The following is a 17,024-nucleotide window of genomic DNA, read 5'->3' as shown; positions in this document are numbered from 1 at the left end:
CTCATGACCTACCCGACCCTCCGCGACTGGCTGTTCTCGGTCAAGACGTTCGCCGCGTCGATGCTCGCGCTCTATATCGCGCTGATCTTCCAGTTGCCGCGTCCGTACTGGGCGATGGCGAGCGTCTATATCGTCTCGAATCCGTTTGTCGGCGCGACGCGCTCGAAGGCGCTCTATCGCGCGCTCGGCACTGCGCTCGGCGCGGCCGCCGCGATCGCGCTCGTGCCGCCTTTCGTCGAAACGCCGCTGCTGTTCAGCGTGATCGTGGCGACCTGGACCGGCACGCTGCTCTATCTCGCGATCATGGACCGCACGGCGCGCAGCTATGTGTTCATGCTCGCGGGTTACACGATGCCGCTGATCGCGCTGCCCACCGTGACCGATCCGGGCACCGTGTTCGACGTGGCCATCGCGCGGACCGAGGAAATCACGCTGGGCATCATCTGCGCGAGCGTCGTGGGGAGCAACATCCTGCCGAGCCGCCTCGCGCCCACGCTGATCGAGCGCGCCGACGCCTGGTTTCGCGACGCCGCCTTCTACGGCCGCGAAACGCTCTCGGGCCACATCACCGGCAAGGCGCTTTCGGCTTGCCGCCAGCGTCTCGCGGCCACGGTCAATCAGCTCGAATTCCTGCTCAGCCAGTTGAGCTACGACCATACGCATCCCGAAGTGCTCGCGCGCGCGGAGAATCTGCGCGGCCGCATGCAACTGTTTCTGCCGATGATTTCGGCGCTCGCCGACCCGCTGCTGGCCTTGCGCCGCGACCTGCACACGTGGCCCGAAGGCCTCGACAAGCTGCTTGCCGACGCCGCCCAATGGTTCGACGCGCCGCTGCCCACGCGCGCCGCCGAGATGCACGACGACTCCGGCGACCCCGTCGCCGACAGCCTGCGCGCGCGCATCGTCGCGCTGCAGCCCGGCCACGACGCGCTCACGAGCTGGGAAGGCGCGTTGCTCTCGAACGCGCTCTGGCGGCTGGGCCAGGTGATCGACGTGTGGCAGGACTGCCGCTCGCTGCGTGCGCTGATCGCACACGAAGCGGGTTCGTGGCGGCCGCGCTATCGCCATTGGCGCCTGGGCGGCACCGAGCGCTTCTACGATCGCGGCATGATGCTGATTTCGTGCGCCGTGCCGGTGAGCGCGATTCTCGTGGCCTGCTGGCTCTGGGTCAGTTCGGGCTGGCACGACGGCGCGGGCGCGGTGACGCTCGCGGCCGTGGCCTGCTGCTTCTTCGCCGCGCTCGACGAGCCCGCGCCGATGGTGTTCCGCTTTTTCGCCGCGACCGCCGCGAGCGTGGTGTTCGCGGGCCTCTATCTGTTCGTGGTGCTGCCCAAGGTGCACGATTTCCCGATGCTCGTGCTGCTGTTCGCGGGACCGTTCATCCTGATCGGCACCTTGATACCGCGTCCGCAGTTCAATATGGTGACGATGCTCGTGGCCGTGAACACCGCCACCTTCATCAGCATCCAGAGCGCCTACGAGGCCGACTTCCTCGTGTTCCTGAACAGTAATATCGCGGGCGTCGCGGGCCTGCTGTTCGCTTATGTGTGGACGCGCGTGACGCGCCCGTTCGGCGCCGAACTCGCCGCGCGCCGACTGCTGCGTTCGAGCTGGTCCGACGTAGCGCTCTCGGCCTCGGTCGCGCCGCTCGGCGATCAGCGCAATCTGGCCTCGCGCATGCTCGATCGCCTGATGCAGTTGCTGCCGCGTCTCGCGGCTTCCGACGAGCACCGCCATCCGTCGATCGAGAGCTTCCGCGATCTGCGCATCGCGCTCAACGCGCTCGATCTGCGCCGCTCGCGCCGCAAGCTCGACGGCGACGTGCCCGCCGCCATCGACCGCGTGCTCGCCGGCGTCAGCGATCATTACGCGCGCTGCGCGCAGGCAAGCGCGCGCCAGGATGCGCCGCCCGCGCTGCTCGCCACCATCGACGACGCGCTGCACCGCGTGGCCACGCGCGGCATCGCGCAAGGTCTCGGCAACGCGCAGACCGAAAACGCCGCGCCGCTGCGCATGCGCGTCTCGCAGCGCTGGCTGCGCGACACGCTGCACGCGCTGGTCGGGCTGCGTCTCTCGCTGTACCCGACGCTGGTCGCCCAGCGTCCGAGCGGCGATACCTCGGGAGGCAAAGCGTGAGCGCACAACCATTTTCTGTCTTTGTAAAACCCGCACCATGATCGGCGAAATCGATATCTTCGGCGTGTTCGTGCCGGCCGTGCTCGTGCTGATGCTGATCGCGTACCTCATCAATGTCGTGATCGGCAGGGTGCTCACGCGGGTCGGTTTTTACCGGCTCGTCTGGCATCGCTCCATTTTCGATCTCGGCATTTATGTGTTCGTCCTGGCTGCCGTCATCATCGTGTCGCATCGCTTCGTGAACTAACGTGAACGTGAAAAAAACCTGGTTCTCCGCAGGCCAAATCCTGCTGACGCTCATCGTCGTCGTCGTCGCCGCGCTCGTGCTGTGGCGCATCGTCAACTACTACATGTTCTCGCCGTGGACGCGTGACGGCCACGTGCGCGCCGACGTGATCCAGGTCGCGCCCGATGTCGGCGGCCTCATTACGAATGTCGATGTGGTCGACAACCAGCAGGTCAAGAAAGGCCAGGTGCTGTTCGTGATCGACCAGGCGCGCTATACGCTCGCGCTGCGTCTCGCGCAGGCCGCGCTCGAACAGCGCAAGGCCACGCTCGCGCAGGCCAAACGCGAATTCGCGCGCAACATCACACTCGGCAACCTGGTGGCGAGCGAAACGCTCGAAGAGAGCCGCACGCGCGTCGAACAGGGCGAAGCCGCCGCGGCCGACGCCCAGGTGCAGGTGGACACCGCGAAGCTCAATCTCGAACGCACGACCATCGTGAGTCCGGTTGACGGTTATCTGAACGACCGCGCGCCGCGCGTGGGCGAGTACGTGTCGGCGGGCCGCGCGGTGCTGTCCGTGGTGGACATGCATTCGTTCCGCGTCGACGGCTATTTCGAGGAAACGCGTCTGCACGGCATTCATATCGGCCAGCCGGTCGAGATCACGGTGATGGGCGAAACGCGTCCGCTGCGCGGTCACGTGCAGAGCATCGTCGCGGCCATCGAGGACCGCGATCGTCAGGCGAGCCCGAACCTGTTGCCGAACGTGAACCCGGCGTTCAGCTGGGTGCGTCTTGCGCAGCGCATTCCGGTGCGCGTCGCGCTCGACGAAGTGCCCGACGACTTCCGCATGATCGCGGGCCGCACCGCGACCGTCGCCGTGCGCGCGGACGCCAGCGACAAGCAGCGTGCGAAGGACAACGCCAATGGCGCCAGCAGTGCAAGCGGCGCAAGCGCAGCAACGGCCGCGAGCGGAGCCTCGCAATGACGCGCCGCCGCCTCTGGCGCTCGTTTGCACTTGCGCCGCTCACGCTCGCGCTCGGCGCGTGCATGAATCTGGGCCCGAACTACAAGTTGCCGAACGAAGCGCTCGTCAACGCGCCGCTCGCGCAAGGGCCGATCGCGGGCGCGGATAAAGCGCCGGTCTCGCAGGGCGACGTGCCCAACGACTGGTGGCGTCTTTACGACGATCCCACGCTCGATCAGCTCGTGCAGGATGCGCTGCAATCGAACGCGAGCCTGCGCGTGGCCGCCGCGAATCTCGCGCGTTCGCGCGCGGCGCTCGACGTGGCCAACGCGCAAGGCGGCTTCTCGGGCGGGGCGACCGTGGGCTTCCAGCGCGCCCAGGAATCGGCGGAACAATACCTGCTGTTCAGCAAGCTGCCGGTGGAAAACCTCGGCTCGCTCGGCGTGAACGTCTCGTATGAACTCGATCTGTTCGGCAAGCTGCGCCGTGGCGTGGAATCGGCGCAGGCCGAAGACGAAGCCGTGCTGGCCGCCGCCGATCTCGCGCGCATCACCGTGGTCGCCGACGTCGTGCAGGCCTATGTCGAATCGTGCTCGGCGGGCGAGGAACTCGCCATTGCGCAGGAATCGCTGAAGCTGCAACAGCAGCGCGTGGCGCTCACCAAACGTCTGCGCGACGCGGGCCGCGGCAACCAGCCCGACGTGACGCGCGGCGTGACGCAAGTCCAGACGCTCGCCGCCGACATTCCGCGCTTCCAGGGACGCCAGCGCATCGCGCAATATCAGCTCGCGATGCTGCTCGCGCAGCCGCCGTCGGCGCTGCCGCCGGCCGTACTCAGTTGCAACCGCCTGCCGAAGCTCTCGCAGCCGATTCCGGTCGGCGACGGCGCGGCGCTGCTGCGCCGCCGCCCGGACGTGCGCGAAGCCGAACGCCAGCTTGCGTCCGCGACGGCGAAAATCGGCGTGGCGATGGCGGAGATGTATCCGGATATCAGCATCGGCGCAAGCGTCGGCTCGGTCGGTATCGCGAGCGATCTGTTCTCGCCGATCACCAATAGCTGGTCATTCGGACCCCTGATTAACTGGACGTTCCCGGCGAACGGCCAGCGCGCCCGCGTGCGCGGCGCGCAAGCGGCAACGGCCGGCGCGCTTGCGCATTTCGACGGCGTCGTGCTGAACGCGCTGCGCGAAACGCAGTCGAGCCTCGCCACCTACGCCGCCGATACGCAACGCGCCGATTCGCTGCGCACCGCGTATGGCTCGGCGCAGCAGTCCGCCGACGAAACGCATCGCCTCTATTCGGCGGGCCGCGAATCGTTCCTCTCCGATCTCGACGCCACGCGCACGCTCACGGCGGCGCACTCGCAAGTGGCCGCAGCCGAAGGCCAGGTCGCGCTCGATCAGGTCAAGCTGTTCCTCGCGCTCGGCGGCGGCTGGCAGCCCGATCAGGAAAAGCCCGCGCCCGCCGATGCGGCTTCGGGCACGCAGGCCGCCGCGCCCGCGCAATAACTTCAACGTAGCCCGGGCGCGCAAGCAGACTCGCGCGCCCGGCTTCGACACTTCACGTTTGCTTACTTCGCTTCGGCGGCCGTCGCGCGATAGCGCGCCGCCGGCTTCGATTGACCGAAGTTCGCCGCCATCGCCTGACGCGCGGCCTCGAACGTCTTCCACTGCTGATCGTCGGGCAACGGCGGAATGGTGACCGTCTCGCGCAGGTCGTAGCCCGCGAGCGCCGCATCGACGAGATCGTCGACTTCCATCACGCCATTCAGTTCGTTCACGTCCTTGCCCGCGTGCGACCAGATGTCCGTGCGCGTCGCGCCCGGCAGCACCGCCTGCACGTAGACGCCCTTCGGCCCGAGTTCGACGTGCAACCCTTGCGAGAGGAACAGCACGAACGCCTTGGTCGCGCCGTAGAGCGTCGCATGATATTCGGGCACGAGACCCAGCACCGACGCCACATTGACGATCGCGCCCTGCCCTTCGCGCGCGAAACGAGGCGCGACGGCGGCGGCGAGCCGCGCGACCGCCGTGGCGTTCAGCGCGATCAGCTTGCTCACGACCTCGGCGCCTTGCTCGACGAACGTGCCCGCCGCCGCGGTGCCCGCGTTGTTCACCAGCACGCCGATGCCCGCATCGTTCGCGAGGCGCGCTTCCACTTGTTCGAGGTCTGCTTGCTGCGTCAGGTCGGCGCGCAGAATCTCGACATTCACGCCATCTCGCTCGCGCAGCCGTGCAGCCAGCGCTTCGAGCCGCGGCTGATCGCGCGCGACGAGCACGAGATCGTGACCGCGCTGCGCGAAACGATCGGCATAGACCGCGCCAATTCCTGCTGACGCGCCGGTGATCAGAACAACGGGTTTTGCTGACATGGTGACACTCCTTTGTGTATCGATCGGCTTATACATGATGGCCGTCATGTATTTGAATAGAATCATGATGAGCATCATGTATAATGTCAAGCAGAAAATCGGAGTCCGTGGAGAACGCGATGCGAGTCAGTCGTGAGCAGGTGGCGATCAATCGCCAGAAAATTCTGGAAGCGGCCAGCCGCTTGTTCCGCGAGCGCGGCTACGACGCCGTTACGGTCGCCGAGGTCATGAGCGCCGCCGGCCTCACGCACGGCGGCTTTTACGGCTATTTCAAGTCGAAGGACGATCTGATCGCGCAAACGCTCTCGCACGTGTTTGCGCAGGGCGAGGTCGGCGAAACGGATGTGGCGCGTTACGCGGCGCGCTATCTGTCGCGCGCGCATCGCGACAATCTCGCCGGCGGTTGTCCGACCGCGGCGCTGGGCGCGGAAACGGTGCGTCAAACGCCCGAAGCGCGCGCCGTGATGGCGGCGGGCCTCAAGAAGCAGATCGAGCGATTGAGTGCCGCGAAGGCGGCGAGTGGAGACGCTTCCACGGCGGCACACGCGCGGCGCGCGGCCATCGGCAGCTGGTCGGCGATGGTGGGCGCCGTGATTCTTGCGCGCCTGATCGACGATGCCGCGCTCTCGAACGAAATTCTCGACGAGACGCACGCATGGATCGACGACCGGGATCGCGACTCAATTCAAAACATTTAACGCGTCCAGCGAATACGCCGTAGTGAAAGCGCTTTCACCGCGATCGTATTGAATTATTCAGAACACGAAAACGCGGTGCGCCCCATCGGGACGCACCGCGTTTTCGCATTCCATTACGTTGTATCACGCTCACTTCATGATGACCGGCGGCGAATACGAGCTGGCCGAACCGCTTTGCGAGGTGCCATCGGTCGAAGGACCGTAGCCGCTACGTGCGGCGAGGCGGGCCTGCGCGGCGCGGTAATCTTCAGGATAGTAAGGAGACACGACGTTCGGTCTCCAACCCACCGATTCCAGCTGTTTCAGCTCATTGCGCACCTGTGCGCGCGTGACGGGGCCGTTTTCCGGCTGCGATTGGGCAAACGACACAGCGGGCACCGCCAGCACGGCGGCCAGCGCAACAGCCTTGAGAAGCGACTTCATGACATAACCTCCGGTAACTTGACTTGTCGGTGCAGCGCTCGCTGCGAACCGTTATTGACAAGTCTAGAAAGTCCGGGCTCCAAGATAAATGTCAGCCAAACGAATTCACTGTTTTCGTGACTCGTATAATCGCGCGCCGATTTTTATCCCTGCTCACATGATGGGAATGCGCTTCGTTTGTTAAGACATAAGCTTTTTCCCTTATGGAATAAGGCGCGGCGGGCAATCATCGCTCACCCACGCGAGTCGGCTCTGGTGCATCATAGCCACTCCGACTCGTCGAAGTGCAAGGAGGAGACAGCGATGGCAACGTGGAAACCGGACCCGACGTTTTACCCTTCGGCCCGTCTTGCCGCCGACGCGGCCCCCGAAAAGCTCGCGTGGGTCGCGAGTTTCGACCCTACTGGCGCGGTGCCGGACTCGCTCGACGTGGTCGATCTCGATCCTGCTTCGGCGGAATTCGGCCGCATCGTCCATCGTCTCGCGATGCCCCATACCGGCGACGAGCTACATCACTTCGGCTGGAATGCGTGCAGTTCGTGCCTGTGCCCGAACGCGCCGCACGCGCATACGGAGCGCCGTTATCTCGTCGTGCCGGGATTGCGATCGTCGCGTATTCATATTGTCGATACGAAACCCGATCCGCGTCGGCCGCATATCGTGCGCGTTCACGAACCGGAGAGCGTCGCGCAACGTGCGGGCTACACGCGCCCTCATACGGTGCATTGCGGGCCGGATGGCATTTATGTCACCGCGCTCGCCAATGCCGACGGCGAAGCGCCCGGCGGCATCTTCCTGATGGATCACGAGAGCTTCGACATTCTCGGCCAGTGGGAAATCGAACGCGGCCCGCAGGAACTGGCGTACGACGGCTGGTGGCATCTGGGCTTCGACACGGTCGTGACGAGCGAATGGGGCCTGCCCGCGACGTTCGAAAACGGCCTCGTGCCCGAAGTGCTGCTGGGCGGCCAGTACGGTCACCGCCTGCACTTCTGGGACCTGCACACGCGGCGGCACAAGCAGACGCTCGACTTCGGCGCGGAGAATCAACTCGTCTTCGAACTGCGGCCCGCGCACGATCCCACGCGCCCGTATGGCTTCGTGAATTCCGTGATCAGCCTGAAAGATCTTTCGGCCTCGATCTGGCAATGGTATCTCGACGGCGATCAATGGGCGGCGCGCAAAATCATCGAGATTCCCGCCGAACCCGCCGATCCGGAACTGCTGCCGCCGATGCTCAAGGGCTTCGCCGCCGTGCCGCCGCTCGTGACCGATATCGCACTGTCGCTCGACGACCGCTTCCTCTACGTGGCGTGCTGGGGAACCGGCGATCTGCGGCAATACGATGTTTCGGACCCCGAACATCCCAAACTGACTGGCAGCGTGCGGATCGGCGGCATAGTTTCGCGCGCGACGCATCCGCTCGCGGGCGGACGTGCGCTCAACGGCGGCCCGCAGATGGTCGAAGTGAGCCGCGACGGGCGGCGCGTCTATTTCACCAATTCGCTGTATGGCGCGATTGACGGCCAGTTTTATCCCGAGGGAATCGACGGATGGATGGTGAAGCTCGACGCCGGTCCGGACGGCGGCCTCGCCTTCGACGAGCGCTTTTTCGTGCAATGGCCCAAGACGCATCGACCGCATCAGATCCGGCTGGAAGGCGGCGATTGTTCGTCGGACTCGTATTGCTACCCGTGAGCGTGCCGTGCGATGAACGGCATCTTCGGCGGCTTTGACGCGCACTGGGCGGCGTGGAGCGCCGTGGTGGGCAGCGGCGTCTTTCACGGCGCGAATCCGGCGATGGGCTGGCTGTTCGCGACGGCGCTGGGCCTGCAACGGCGCAATCGCGGCGCGCTGTTGATGGCGCTCCCGCCGATCGCGCTCGGGCATGCGGCTTCCGTGCTGCTGTTCACGAGTTCGATTGCGTTGCTCGGCGCGTGGGTGCCGCGTCTCGCGCAAGGCGGCCTGCATTGGGTGCTGGGCGCGCTGCTGATCGGCTGGGCGATCTGGCAGCATGTGTACGGGCATCGGCATCGCGCGCGCGTAGGCATGACCGCCGGATTTCTCGGTCTCGCAGCGTGGTCCGCGTTGATGGCGACGCTGCACGGCGCGGGTCTCATGCTCATGCCCGCTATGCTGTCGTTGTGCGGCGCGGGCGGCGTCAATCCGCTGGCCGTGTCGTTTGGCTTCACCGCGCTGCATACGCTCGTCACGCTCGCGACGACGGCGGTCATCGCACTCGTCGCTTATGAATACGTCGGGCTGGGGATACTAAAGCGCGGCTGGATTAACTTCGACTGGTTATGGCGCGGCGCACTGGTCGCGACAGGGACGTTGGTGATGGCGACGGGATGAGCGAATGGGAATGCAGCGAAGGATGACTCGAAGCATGCCTCACCAATTTTTGCAGCACCCTTATGGCGCAAACATCCCACCTTCATTCCCCCGCCGGAAAATCCGTCGCCAGTCCCGCCTCGCGCCACGTTTCGATATCGGCGAGCGCGGCGCGCAAACGCGCCGCCACCGCATCCACGCCGAACGCGCCGAGCACGAAGTGACGCGGCGGCGACTCCACTTCCGCGATGCGGATAATCGCCTGCGCGGCGCGCGCCGGATCGCCCGGCTGATGGCCGCTGCCTTCGGCCGTGCGCTGCATGCGCGCGCCCGCGGTTTCCGCGTAATCGGCAATTCGATTCGGCGTCTGCACGAGCGAGCGCCCCGCCCATTCGGTGCGGAACGGTCCCGGCTCCACGCAGGTCACCTTGATGCCGAGCGGCCCCGCCTCCGCGAGCAAGGCGTCGGAGAAGCCCTCTACGGCGTGCTTGCTGGCCGCGTAATAGCCCGACCCCGGAAAGCCCGCGAGCCCCGCCACCGACGTAATGTTGATCACGTGCCCGCGTTTCTGCTCGCGCATGACCGGCAGCACCGCGCGCGTCAGCGCAAACAGACCGAACACATTTGCATCGAATTGCGCGCGAATCTGAGTCTCTTCACCTTCTTCAATCGAGCTTTGATAACCATAACCCGCGTTATTCACGAGCACGTCGATCGCGCCAAAACGTTCTCGCGCCTGCGCAACGGCCGCAGCAATCTGCGCCGGATCGGTCACGTCCAGCGAGACACACAGCAAACGCTCGCCCGCCTCGGGCGCGAGATCGTCGAGCGCGGCCTTGTTGCGTGCGGTCGCGATGCAGCGCCAGCCGCGCGCGAGCACGGCGCGCGCGAACTCGCGGCCGAAGCCGATCGAGCAGCCGGTGATGAACCAGACGGGTGTTGCGTTCGGGAAAGCATTCGAAGAATTCGCCGACATAACAGGGCCTCGCAGACGTTGACACTGCACGTGAACGCGCGCCAGCTCAGCGCGCGAAAGGCAATCGGAAGGCGTGCGCGGCCGGGCGGAAGGTCGAATGCCGCGGCGCGTGCGCGCAATGATGATAACGGCAACGCGCCGACTGTGCAGAGCGCAGCGCGCATGCCACCCACTCGCCCCCCAGCGCCAAATCGCGAGGCCATGTACCATACGGCGCTCGCGCCCACGCGCCCCGCTTAACCCGTCTGCATTCAACGTATTCGCCGGAGTCAACCCGATGTCCACCCTCAGCACGCCCGAGACCGCCGCCCAGAACGCCACCGAAGCACTCGACGCGCGTTACGGCACGCCCTGGAACGCACCGCTGCCCGCCTGGAACACCACACTCGACACGCTGCTCGCGCATCGTTCAGTGCGCAATTACGCCAAAAAGCCGCTGCCCGAAGGCACGCTGGAAACGCTGATCGCCGCAGCGCAGTCGGCCTCCACGTCATCGAATCTGCAAACGTGGAGCGTCGTCGCTGTCGAGGACCCGGAACGCAAGGCGCGTCTGTCGAAGCTCGCCGCCGACCAGTCGCAAGTCCGCGAAGCGCCGCTCTTTCTCGTCTGGCTCGCCGACCTCAACCGTCTGGAAGCCGCCGCGCAACGCACGTCCGCGAGCGCCGAAGGTCTGCACTATATGGAAACGCTGCTGGTCGGCGTGATCGATGCCGCCCTCGCCGCGCAGAACGCCGTGGTCGCGCTCGAATCGCTCGGCCTGAGCTCGGTGTATATCGGTGCGATCCGCAATCAGCCCGAACAGGTCGCCGCCGAACTCGGTTTACCGCCGCGCGTGATGCCCGTGTTCGGCCTCTGCGTGGGCTACGCGGATGAGTCGCGCCCGGCGCAGGTCAAGCCGCGTCTGCCGCAAAGCGTGGTGCTGCATCGCGAGCAATACGACGCGCCGACGCAAACCGAAGGCATCGCGCAATACGATGAAGTGATGGGCGCGTTCCAGACCGCACAAGGCCTCAGCGCTGCCGGCTGGACCTCGCGTTCGCTCGCGCGCTGGCGTAGCCGCGAGTCGTTGCATGGCCGCGACCGTCTGCGCGACGCCCTCCAGGCGCTCGGCTTCGAACTGCGTTAAGCCGCGCTGCGCGGACGACCGTGCTGAAATCATCAGCATACCGAAGCATTTGAATGAAGGAGCCAGGAAGATGAAAGTCGCCATCATGGGTGCGGGCGCGGTCGGCTGCTATTACGGCGGCATGCTTGCGCGCGCGGGACACGACGTCGTGCTGATCGGCCGCGAGCAGCACGTCGAAGTGATCGCGCGCGAAGGTTTGCATCTGGAAACACAGACCTTCGACGAGCGCATCGGCGCGCCGCATCTGCGCGCCAGCACGCGCGCCGATGCGGTGGCGGGCGCGCAACTCGTACTGTTCTGCGTGAAGTCGCCCGATACGGAAAGCGCGGGCGAGTCGATCAAACCGCATCTCGGCGCGGACACGCTGGTGCTCACGCTGCAGAACGGCGTCGATAACGCCGAGCGTTTGCGCACGGTGATCGCGCAGGACGTCGCCGCCGCCGTCGTGTATGTGGCGACCGAAATGGCCGGCCCCGGCCATGTGCGCCATCATGGCCGCGGCGAACTCGTGATCGAGCCTTCGCGCAGCAGCGAAGCCATCGCGCAAACGTTGATCGCCGCCGACGTCCCCACCGAAATCTCGGCGAACGTACGCGGCGCGCTCTGGGCGAAGCTGATTCTGAATTGCGCGTACAACGCGCTCTCGGCGATCACGCAATTGCCGTATGGACGCCTCGTGGAAGGCACGGGCGTGCGCGACGCGATGCACGACGTCGTCGAAGAATGCAAGGCCGTGGCGCATGCCGATGGCGTGACGCTGCCGCCCGATGTGGAAGCCGCGGTGCGCCGCATCGCCGAAACCATGCCGGGCCAGTTCTCCTCCACCGCGCAGGATCTTGCGCGCGGCAAGCGCAGCGAGATCGATCATCTGAACGGTCTGATCGTGCGGCGCGGCACGGCGCTCGGCGTGGCCACGCCCGCGAACCGCCTGCTTCACACGCTCGTCAAACTTATCGAGGACAAGGCGCACGGCGCGCTTTGAGTGTCCCGCTCACGTCCTCTGCGCGGCCGCATCAGCCTGCGAACAAGCCAGGCGGCTGCGGCGGCAGCTTCACGCGAAAAATCGCGAAGCGCCCTTTGCGCGGATAGCCATTCGAAAAGTTCAATTCGTGCAGATGTGAATCCGCGAAATACAGATAATCGTTCTGAAGTGCGAATCCATCGGCCCATGACACCTTGCCGGGTTCATCGACGAGCGTGCGTTGAGTAAAGGCCGGCTTGCCGTTGCGCGCGACGAGCGTGAGCGCCACCACCGTGCGCTTTTCGAGGTCGCCGCCGTAGAGCGTGCCGTCCGCGCCCATTAGCAGACCACCGGTGAGCGCGTAATCGCCGAGATACTGCACGCGCTTCGCGAGCGCTTGCGGCGAGAGCGATTCGTCGATGAGCGCTTCAATCGGCGCGCGCCAATAGTGATGATCGGTGAGCGGGCGGTAATAGAGCCAGTCGCGCTGCGGCGACAGCGCGATGCCGTCGGTTTGCAGCACGAGCACCTGGCCGTCGAGCTTGCGCGCCACGCGGTCGCCGAACATCAGATGCTGCTGCGGATCGGACACGCTGGACCGGTCGCCCGCGAGCACGAGGCGCGCGCGTCCATCGCTCAATCGCGCAACCACCACGCCGCCGCGATTGCCCGCGTTGCTGATGAACGCGTAGCCATGCTGCAGATCGATGCGCACGTCGTTGATCGAATCGGCGGGCGTGATGGCCGACTCGAACGTATACGTGCGCACAGGCGTGGCCTTGCCGATATCGAACTGCACGAGTTTGGGCGGTTGCAGGCGCTGATCGACCGAGGGCAGCGACGAATCGAGCACCCACAGGCGATCGCGCTCATCCACCCAGAGCGCCTGCGCGGAAATCCACTGACGCTCACCCGGGCGATTCGGCTGGTACGTGTTCCAGCGCGTGTCGGGAAACGGCAGCAGACTGCCGCTGCGCAGATCGACTTCGACAACACTGAAACGCGAGCGATGCACCGAGGACGGCGCAGTCGCAAAGACGCGCCCCGCTTTCGACACACCAATACCGACGAGACGAAAATCGTCACCGAAGGTCGCGACTGTTTCGAGTTTCGCACCAGCGGGCGCGGGCTGTTTTGCATCCGCCGGATTCGCAGCGCTTGCTGCGTGCGCCGCATTGGCGGACAGCAAAGCGGGGAAAGCCGCGCTATAAACCGCGGCGCCCAGCCCGGCGACAAAGCGTCTGCGCGAACGCAGGAAGGAATGCACGGCGTCCATGCTGTCTCCTCGCGGTTGGGAAACCGTGCGCCTGCACGGCCCTCGCTGATCATGTGGCAGCCGCGAGGCCGTGTTGGTTCCCTTGAAATCCGCAATGAGCGAATGCCGTGCCCGTCTTTATCCGCGTGACATCAGTCCTTCGGCGTTTCACGTTCGAAAACAAGCAGCGTCGAGGTCGCCGATGCGTAGAGCTTGCCGGCCGCATCGGTAATCGACGCCTCCGCGAAGGCCGCGCGGCGGCCGATGCTCAGCACGCGCCCTTCCGCGCGCACCGGGCCTGTGTTTGCGGTCATGGGGCGGTGGTACGCCACCTTGAGTTCGAGCGTGGTATAGCCCTGATTCGGCGCGAGGCGCGAATGCGCCGCGCAACCGCAAGCGGAATCGAGCAGCGTGGCCGCGTAGCCGCCGTGCACCGTGCCGATGGGGTTGTACGCGTGCAGTCCCGGCACGCCTTCGAACACCACGCGGCCTTCGTCGACTTCGACAAGCCTGAAGCCGAGCGTTTCACCGATGGGCGCGCTGCGCCCGCTCGCGAGCATGCGCTGGAGTTGTTCGAGGCCGCTCAGGTCGGCGGGCAATTCAGCAACGAGGTTCATGGCAGTCCGGTCTCCGTCGGGTTGCGCGAGCTTATGCGTGCGTATGCACAGATGTGCCCAAAAAAGTGGACGGCGCGCGCCTGACGTATTGCATTCATTGCGCAATGCGATGCGCACGCCGCCGTCCCGACATCCTACCGCGTTGCGAACGATCGTGCACAAATCGTTTTCGACCTGAACCGATGCTCCATTCCAGGCGGCAACCGCCCTCCAATCCGTCAATACGTTTCGAGGTGCAGCCGCCCTTCCCGCTTGAGCCGCTCCCACAAACGCTCCCAACCGATGCCATGCGCCTCCGCGATCTCGGCGAGCGCCTGCAACACGCCGTCTTCCATGCCCTTGAGTCCGCAGACATAAACATGCGTATTGCCGTCCGCGAGCAGCGGCGCGACGTCGGTCGCCCGTTCGCGCATGGCGTCCTGCACATAGCGTCTCGGTTGGCCAGGCGTGCGCGAAAAAGCCAGATTCGTATCGATGAAATCCTTCGGCAAATTCATCAGCGGGCCGAAGTAAGGCAATTCCGCCTGGGTGCGCGCGCCGAAGAACAGCATCAGTTTTCCGGTCGCGCCCTTGAGCCGGCCGCGGCGGCGATACTCCGTCATCGCGCGCATCGGCGCAGAACCGGTGCCGGTACAAATCATCAGCAAATGCGAGTTAGGATGATTCGGCATCAGGAAGGTATTGCCGAATGGCCCGATGACGCTCACCACCTCGCCCTTTTTCAAATCGCAGAGATAATTCGAGCACACGCCGCGCGCGGCATTTCCAGCGTGATCGTGCGTCACGCGCTTCACGGTGAGCGAGACGTTGTTGTAGCCGGGCCGCTCGCCGTCGCGCGGACTTGCGATCGAATACTGGCGCGCGTGATGCGCGCGGCCATCGGCGTTCGAACCGGGCGGCAGAATGCCGATCGACTGGCCTTCGAGCACCGGAAACGGCAGCGCGCCGAAATCGAGCACGATGTGATGAATATCGCCCGGCGTGGAGTCGTCGGTAAGACGATAGTTGCCGACCACGGTCGCGGTCGTCGGCGCCTTGTGCGTGTAGAGATTTACATAAGGACGCGCCGCCGACCACGGCGGCACGGTCGAACCGCGCACGAAATCCGAACTGGCAGGCAGCGCCGCGGATGCTTCATCCACAAGGTCTCGTGCCGCATGGTCCGGCGACGCCGACGCGGGCGCGCTGACCGTGGGATTCTGCGCAGGCAATTCGTCCCACGAATATTGCTCGTCGACGGTATACGCGTTCGCCTTGAACACGTTGCGCCAATTATCGATTGCGCCCGTCGGGCACGGCGGCACGCACGCCATGCAGCCGTTACAGACCTCGGCCTTCACCACGTAATTCGTACCGTCGTGCGTAATCGCATCGATCGGACAGGTTTCTTCGCAGGTATTGCAGCGAATGCAGATCTCGGGATCGATCAGATGCTGCCTGACGATGTCCACGGGAACCGGTCCGTTCATGATTGTCTCCCTGCCTGCGACGCCATCTTTCAGTTGAAGCGCACGTACTCGAAATCGACGGGCTGTCGATTGATGCCCATTGCAGGCGGCGCGATCCAGTTAGCGAATTTGCCGGGCTCCACCACGCGGCCCATCAACGAAGCCACATACGCGCGATCCTCCGCCGTGGGCAGCCAGTTCGCCTCGTTCGCCGCCCATTGCGCCTCGTCGATCACGCGGCCGTCGGGCGCCACGCGCAAGCCAGCGAATGTGCCGATCTGCCGATTGAACGCCTTGTGCGGCACGCTCAGGCGAAAGCCGATACCCGCCTTTTCCAGCACCTTGTTCCAGCGATTCACGCCCGCCACCGAGTCCTTGATGTAATCGTCGCGCAGCACTTCATTCATGGCGTTGAGCATCGGCACCTCGCGCTCGACGAGCTTTCCCTCCTGAACCTCGAGCAGACGATAATGCTGGCCTTCGAGACGGTGATCGTCGTCGCGCTTCGTTTCCTCGTAGCGGCCCTTGAGACCGGAGCTGTAGAACGTCGCGGCATTCGACGAATGATCGGCGCCGAACAGGTCGATCGTCACCGAATAATGGAAGTTCAGATACCGCTGGATCGTATCGAGGTCGATCACACCCGCCGCTCGCAGACGCGCCGCGTCGTCGGTGCCCAGTTCGTTGATTGCCTGCGCCGTGCGCTGCACCACGCGCGACACGCCCGATTCGCCGACGAACATGTGATGCGCTTCTTCGGTCAGCATGAATTTCGTGGTGCGCGCGAGCGGATCGAATCCCGATTCCGCGAGTGCGGAAAGCTGGAATTTACCGTCGCGGTCAGTGAAATACGTGAACATGAAAAACGCCAGCCAGTCGGGCGTTCGCTCATTGAATGCGCCCAGAATGCGCGGATTGTCGTCGTCGCCCGAACGGCGCTCCAGCAATGCTTCGGCTTCCTCACGACCATCGCGACCAAAGTAGCGATGCAGCAGATACACCATCGCCCACAGATGCCGTCCTTCCTCCACGTTCACCTGAAACAGGTTCCGCAGGTCGTACATCGACGGCGCAGTCAGGCCCAGATGACGCTGCTGCTCGACCGAAGCCGGCTCCGTATCGCCCTGCGTGACGATAATGCGGCGCAGGTTCGCGCGATGCTCGCCCGGCACCTCCTGCCACGCGGGCTCGCCCTTGTGCGCGCCGAAATGAATCTTGCGATCCGCTTCGCCCGGCGTGAGAAAAATACCCCAACGATAATCGGGCATTTTCACATGATCGAAATGCGCCCAGCCGCCCGCATCCACACTCACGGCCGTGCGCAGATACACGTCGAAACCGTGTGACCCGTCCGGCCCCATGTCGCCCCACCACGAAAGAAAATTCGGCTGCCATTGTTCGAGCGCGCGCCGAAGCGTGCGGTCGTCGGCGAGATTGACATTGTTCGGAATCTTTTCGCTGTAGTTAATGGTGGACATATCGGTTC

16 protein-coding genes are annotated in these 17,024 nt (G+C 64.9%); 9 read left to right on the top strand and 7 right to left on the bottom strand.

Annotated elements, in window-relative coordinates:
• Window positions 1–3: 3 nt before the first annotated feature.
• Genes G5S35_RS23360 through G5S35_RS23345 form a run of 4 tightly spaced genes read left to right on the top strand, consistent with a single transcriptional unit; the run spans window position 4 to window position 4,837 of the window.
• Window positions 4–2,136 carry an FUSC family protein gene (locus G5S35_RS23360; protein ID WP_074982441.1) on the top strand — a complete coding sequence of 711 codons (2,133 nt, stop codon included), beginning with the start codon at window positions 4–6 and terminating at the stop codon, window positions 2,134–2,136.
• A gap of 37 nt (window positions 2,137–2,173) precedes the next feature.
• On the top strand, window positions 2,174–2,383 hold the full coding sequence (locus G5S35_RS23355) for a DUF1656 domain-containing protein (protein WP_065065400.1): 210 nt from the start codon (window positions 2,174–2,176) through the stop codon (window positions 2,381–2,383).
• A gap of 7 nt (window positions 2,384–2,390) precedes the next feature.
• Window positions 2,391–3,350 (top strand): efflux RND transporter periplasmic adaptor subunit, encoded by a 960-nt coding sequence (locus tag G5S35_RS23350; protein ID WP_124260579.1) that lies wholly within the window; start codon window positions 2,391–2,393, stop codon window positions 3,348–3,350.
• A complete protein-coding gene (locus G5S35_RS23345; protein WP_183039108.1) occupies window positions 3,347–4,837 on the top strand; it encodes an efflux transporter outer membrane subunit in 1,491 nt (496 codons plus the stop codon). The genes G5S35_RS23350 and G5S35_RS23345 overlap by 4 nt, the downstream gene beginning before the upstream one ends.
• A gap of 62 nt (window positions 4,838–4,899) precedes the next feature.
• Here the strand turns inward: G5S35_RS23345 and G5S35_RS23340 are convergent, their stop codons facing one another.
• Window positions 4,900–5,700 carry an SDR family NAD(P)-dependent oxidoreductase gene (locus G5S35_RS23340; protein WP_110326985.1) on the bottom strand — a complete coding sequence of 267 codons (801 nt, stop codon included), beginning with the start codon at window positions 5,698–5,700 and terminating at the stop codon, window positions 4,900–4,902.
• 119 nt (window positions 5,701–5,819) lie between these two features.
• Between G5S35_RS23340 and G5S35_RS23335 the strand changes: the two genes are divergently transcribed.
• Window positions 5,820–6,398, top strand: coding sequence for a TetR/AcrR family transcriptional regulator (locus G5S35_RS23335; RefSeq protein WP_183039107.1), 579 nt, complete (start codon window positions 5,820–5,822; stop codon window positions 6,396–6,398).
• 129 nt (window positions 6,399–6,527) lie between these two features.
• Here the strand turns inward: G5S35_RS23335 and G5S35_RS23330 are convergent, their stop codons facing one another.
• Complete coding sequence (locus G5S35_RS23330) at window positions 6,528–6,821, bottom strand: DUF4148 domain-containing protein (RefSeq protein ID WP_065065404.1); 294 nt, start codon at window positions 6,819–6,821, stop codon at window positions 6,528–6,530.
• Between the two features lie 303 nt (window positions 6,822–7,124).
• On the opposite strand from G5S35_RS23330, the gene G5S35_RS23325 reads away from it, so the two are divergent.
• Both G5S35_RS23325 and G5S35_RS23320 read left to right on the top strand, forming a co-directional pair.
• Window positions 7,125–8,519, top strand: coding sequence for a selenium-binding family protein (locus tag G5S35_RS23325; protein ID WP_176080198.1), 1,395 nt, complete (start codon window positions 7,125–7,127; stop codon window positions 8,517–8,519).
• Window positions 8,520–8,531: 12 nt separating this feature from the next.
• Window positions 8,532–9,176, top strand: a complete 645-nt coding sequence (locus tag G5S35_RS23320) for a hypothetical protein (protein WP_176080197.1) — start codon at window positions 8,532–8,534, stop codon at window positions 9,174–9,176.
• 82 nt (window positions 9,177–9,258) lie between these two features.
• Here the strand turns inward: G5S35_RS23320 and G5S35_RS23315 are convergent, their stop codons facing one another.
• Complete coding sequence (locus G5S35_RS23315; RefSeq protein ID WP_065065407.1) at window positions 9,259–10,131, bottom strand: oxidoreductase; 873 nt, start codon at window positions 10,129–10,131, stop codon at window positions 9,259–9,261.
• Between the two features lie 277 nt (window positions 10,132–10,408).
• On the opposite strand from G5S35_RS23315, the gene G5S35_RS23310 reads away from it, so the two are divergent.
• Both G5S35_RS23310 and G5S35_RS23305 read left to right on the top strand, forming a co-directional pair.
• A complete protein-coding gene (locus G5S35_RS23310; RefSeq protein WP_110326828.1) occupies window positions 10,409–11,257 on the top strand; it encodes an NADPH-dependent oxidoreductase in 849 nt (282 codons plus the stop codon).
• A 70-nt stretch (window positions 11,258–11,327) separates the two neighbouring features.
• Complete coding sequence (locus G5S35_RS23305; RefSeq protein WP_074982449.1) at window positions 11,328–12,239, top strand: ketopantoate reductase family protein; 912 nt, start codon at window positions 11,328–11,330, stop codon at window positions 12,237–12,239.
• A 31-nt stretch (window positions 12,240–12,270) separates the two neighbouring features.
• Here G5S35_RS23305 and G5S35_RS23300 read toward each other — a convergent pair whose 3' ends face one another.
• The 4 genes from G5S35_RS23300 to boxB form a co-directional block, all read right to left on the bottom strand.
• Window positions 12,271–13,494: an L-dopachrome tautomerase-related protein gene (locus G5S35_RS23300; RefSeq protein WP_183039106.1), complete on the bottom strand. Its 1,224-nt coding sequence runs from the start codon at window positions 13,492–13,494 to the stop codon at window positions 12,271–12,273.
• Between the two features lie 131 nt (window positions 13,495–13,625).
• Window positions 13,626–14,090, bottom strand: a complete 465-nt coding sequence (locus G5S35_RS23295) for a PaaI family thioesterase (RefSeq protein WP_065065411.1) — start codon at window positions 14,088–14,090, stop codon at window positions 13,626–13,628.
• A 218-nt stretch (window positions 14,091–14,308) separates the two neighbouring features.
• Window positions 14,309–15,559 (bottom strand): benzoyl-CoA 2,3-epoxidase subunit BoxA, encoded by a 1,251-nt coding sequence (boxA, locus tag G5S35_RS23290; protein WP_183039105.1) that lies wholly within the window; start codon window positions 15,557–15,559, stop codon window positions 14,309–14,311.
• Between the two features lie 29 nt (window positions 15,560–15,588).
• A complete protein-coding gene (boxB, locus tag G5S35_RS23285) occupies window positions 15,589–17,016 on the bottom strand; it encodes a benzoyl-CoA 2,3-epoxidase subunit BoxB (protein WP_074982454.1) in 1,428 nt (475 codons plus the stop codon).
• Window positions 17,017–17,024 lie beyond the last annotated feature (8 nt).

This window comes from Paraburkholderia tropica (assembly GCF_014171495.1).
Lineage (GTDB): Bacteria > Pseudomonadota > Gammaproteobacteria > Burkholderiales > Burkholderiaceae > Paraburkholderia > Paraburkholderia tropica.
The sequence above is the reverse complement of the archived record's forward strand: the minus strand, read 5'-3'. Positions and strand labels throughout refer to the sequence as shown.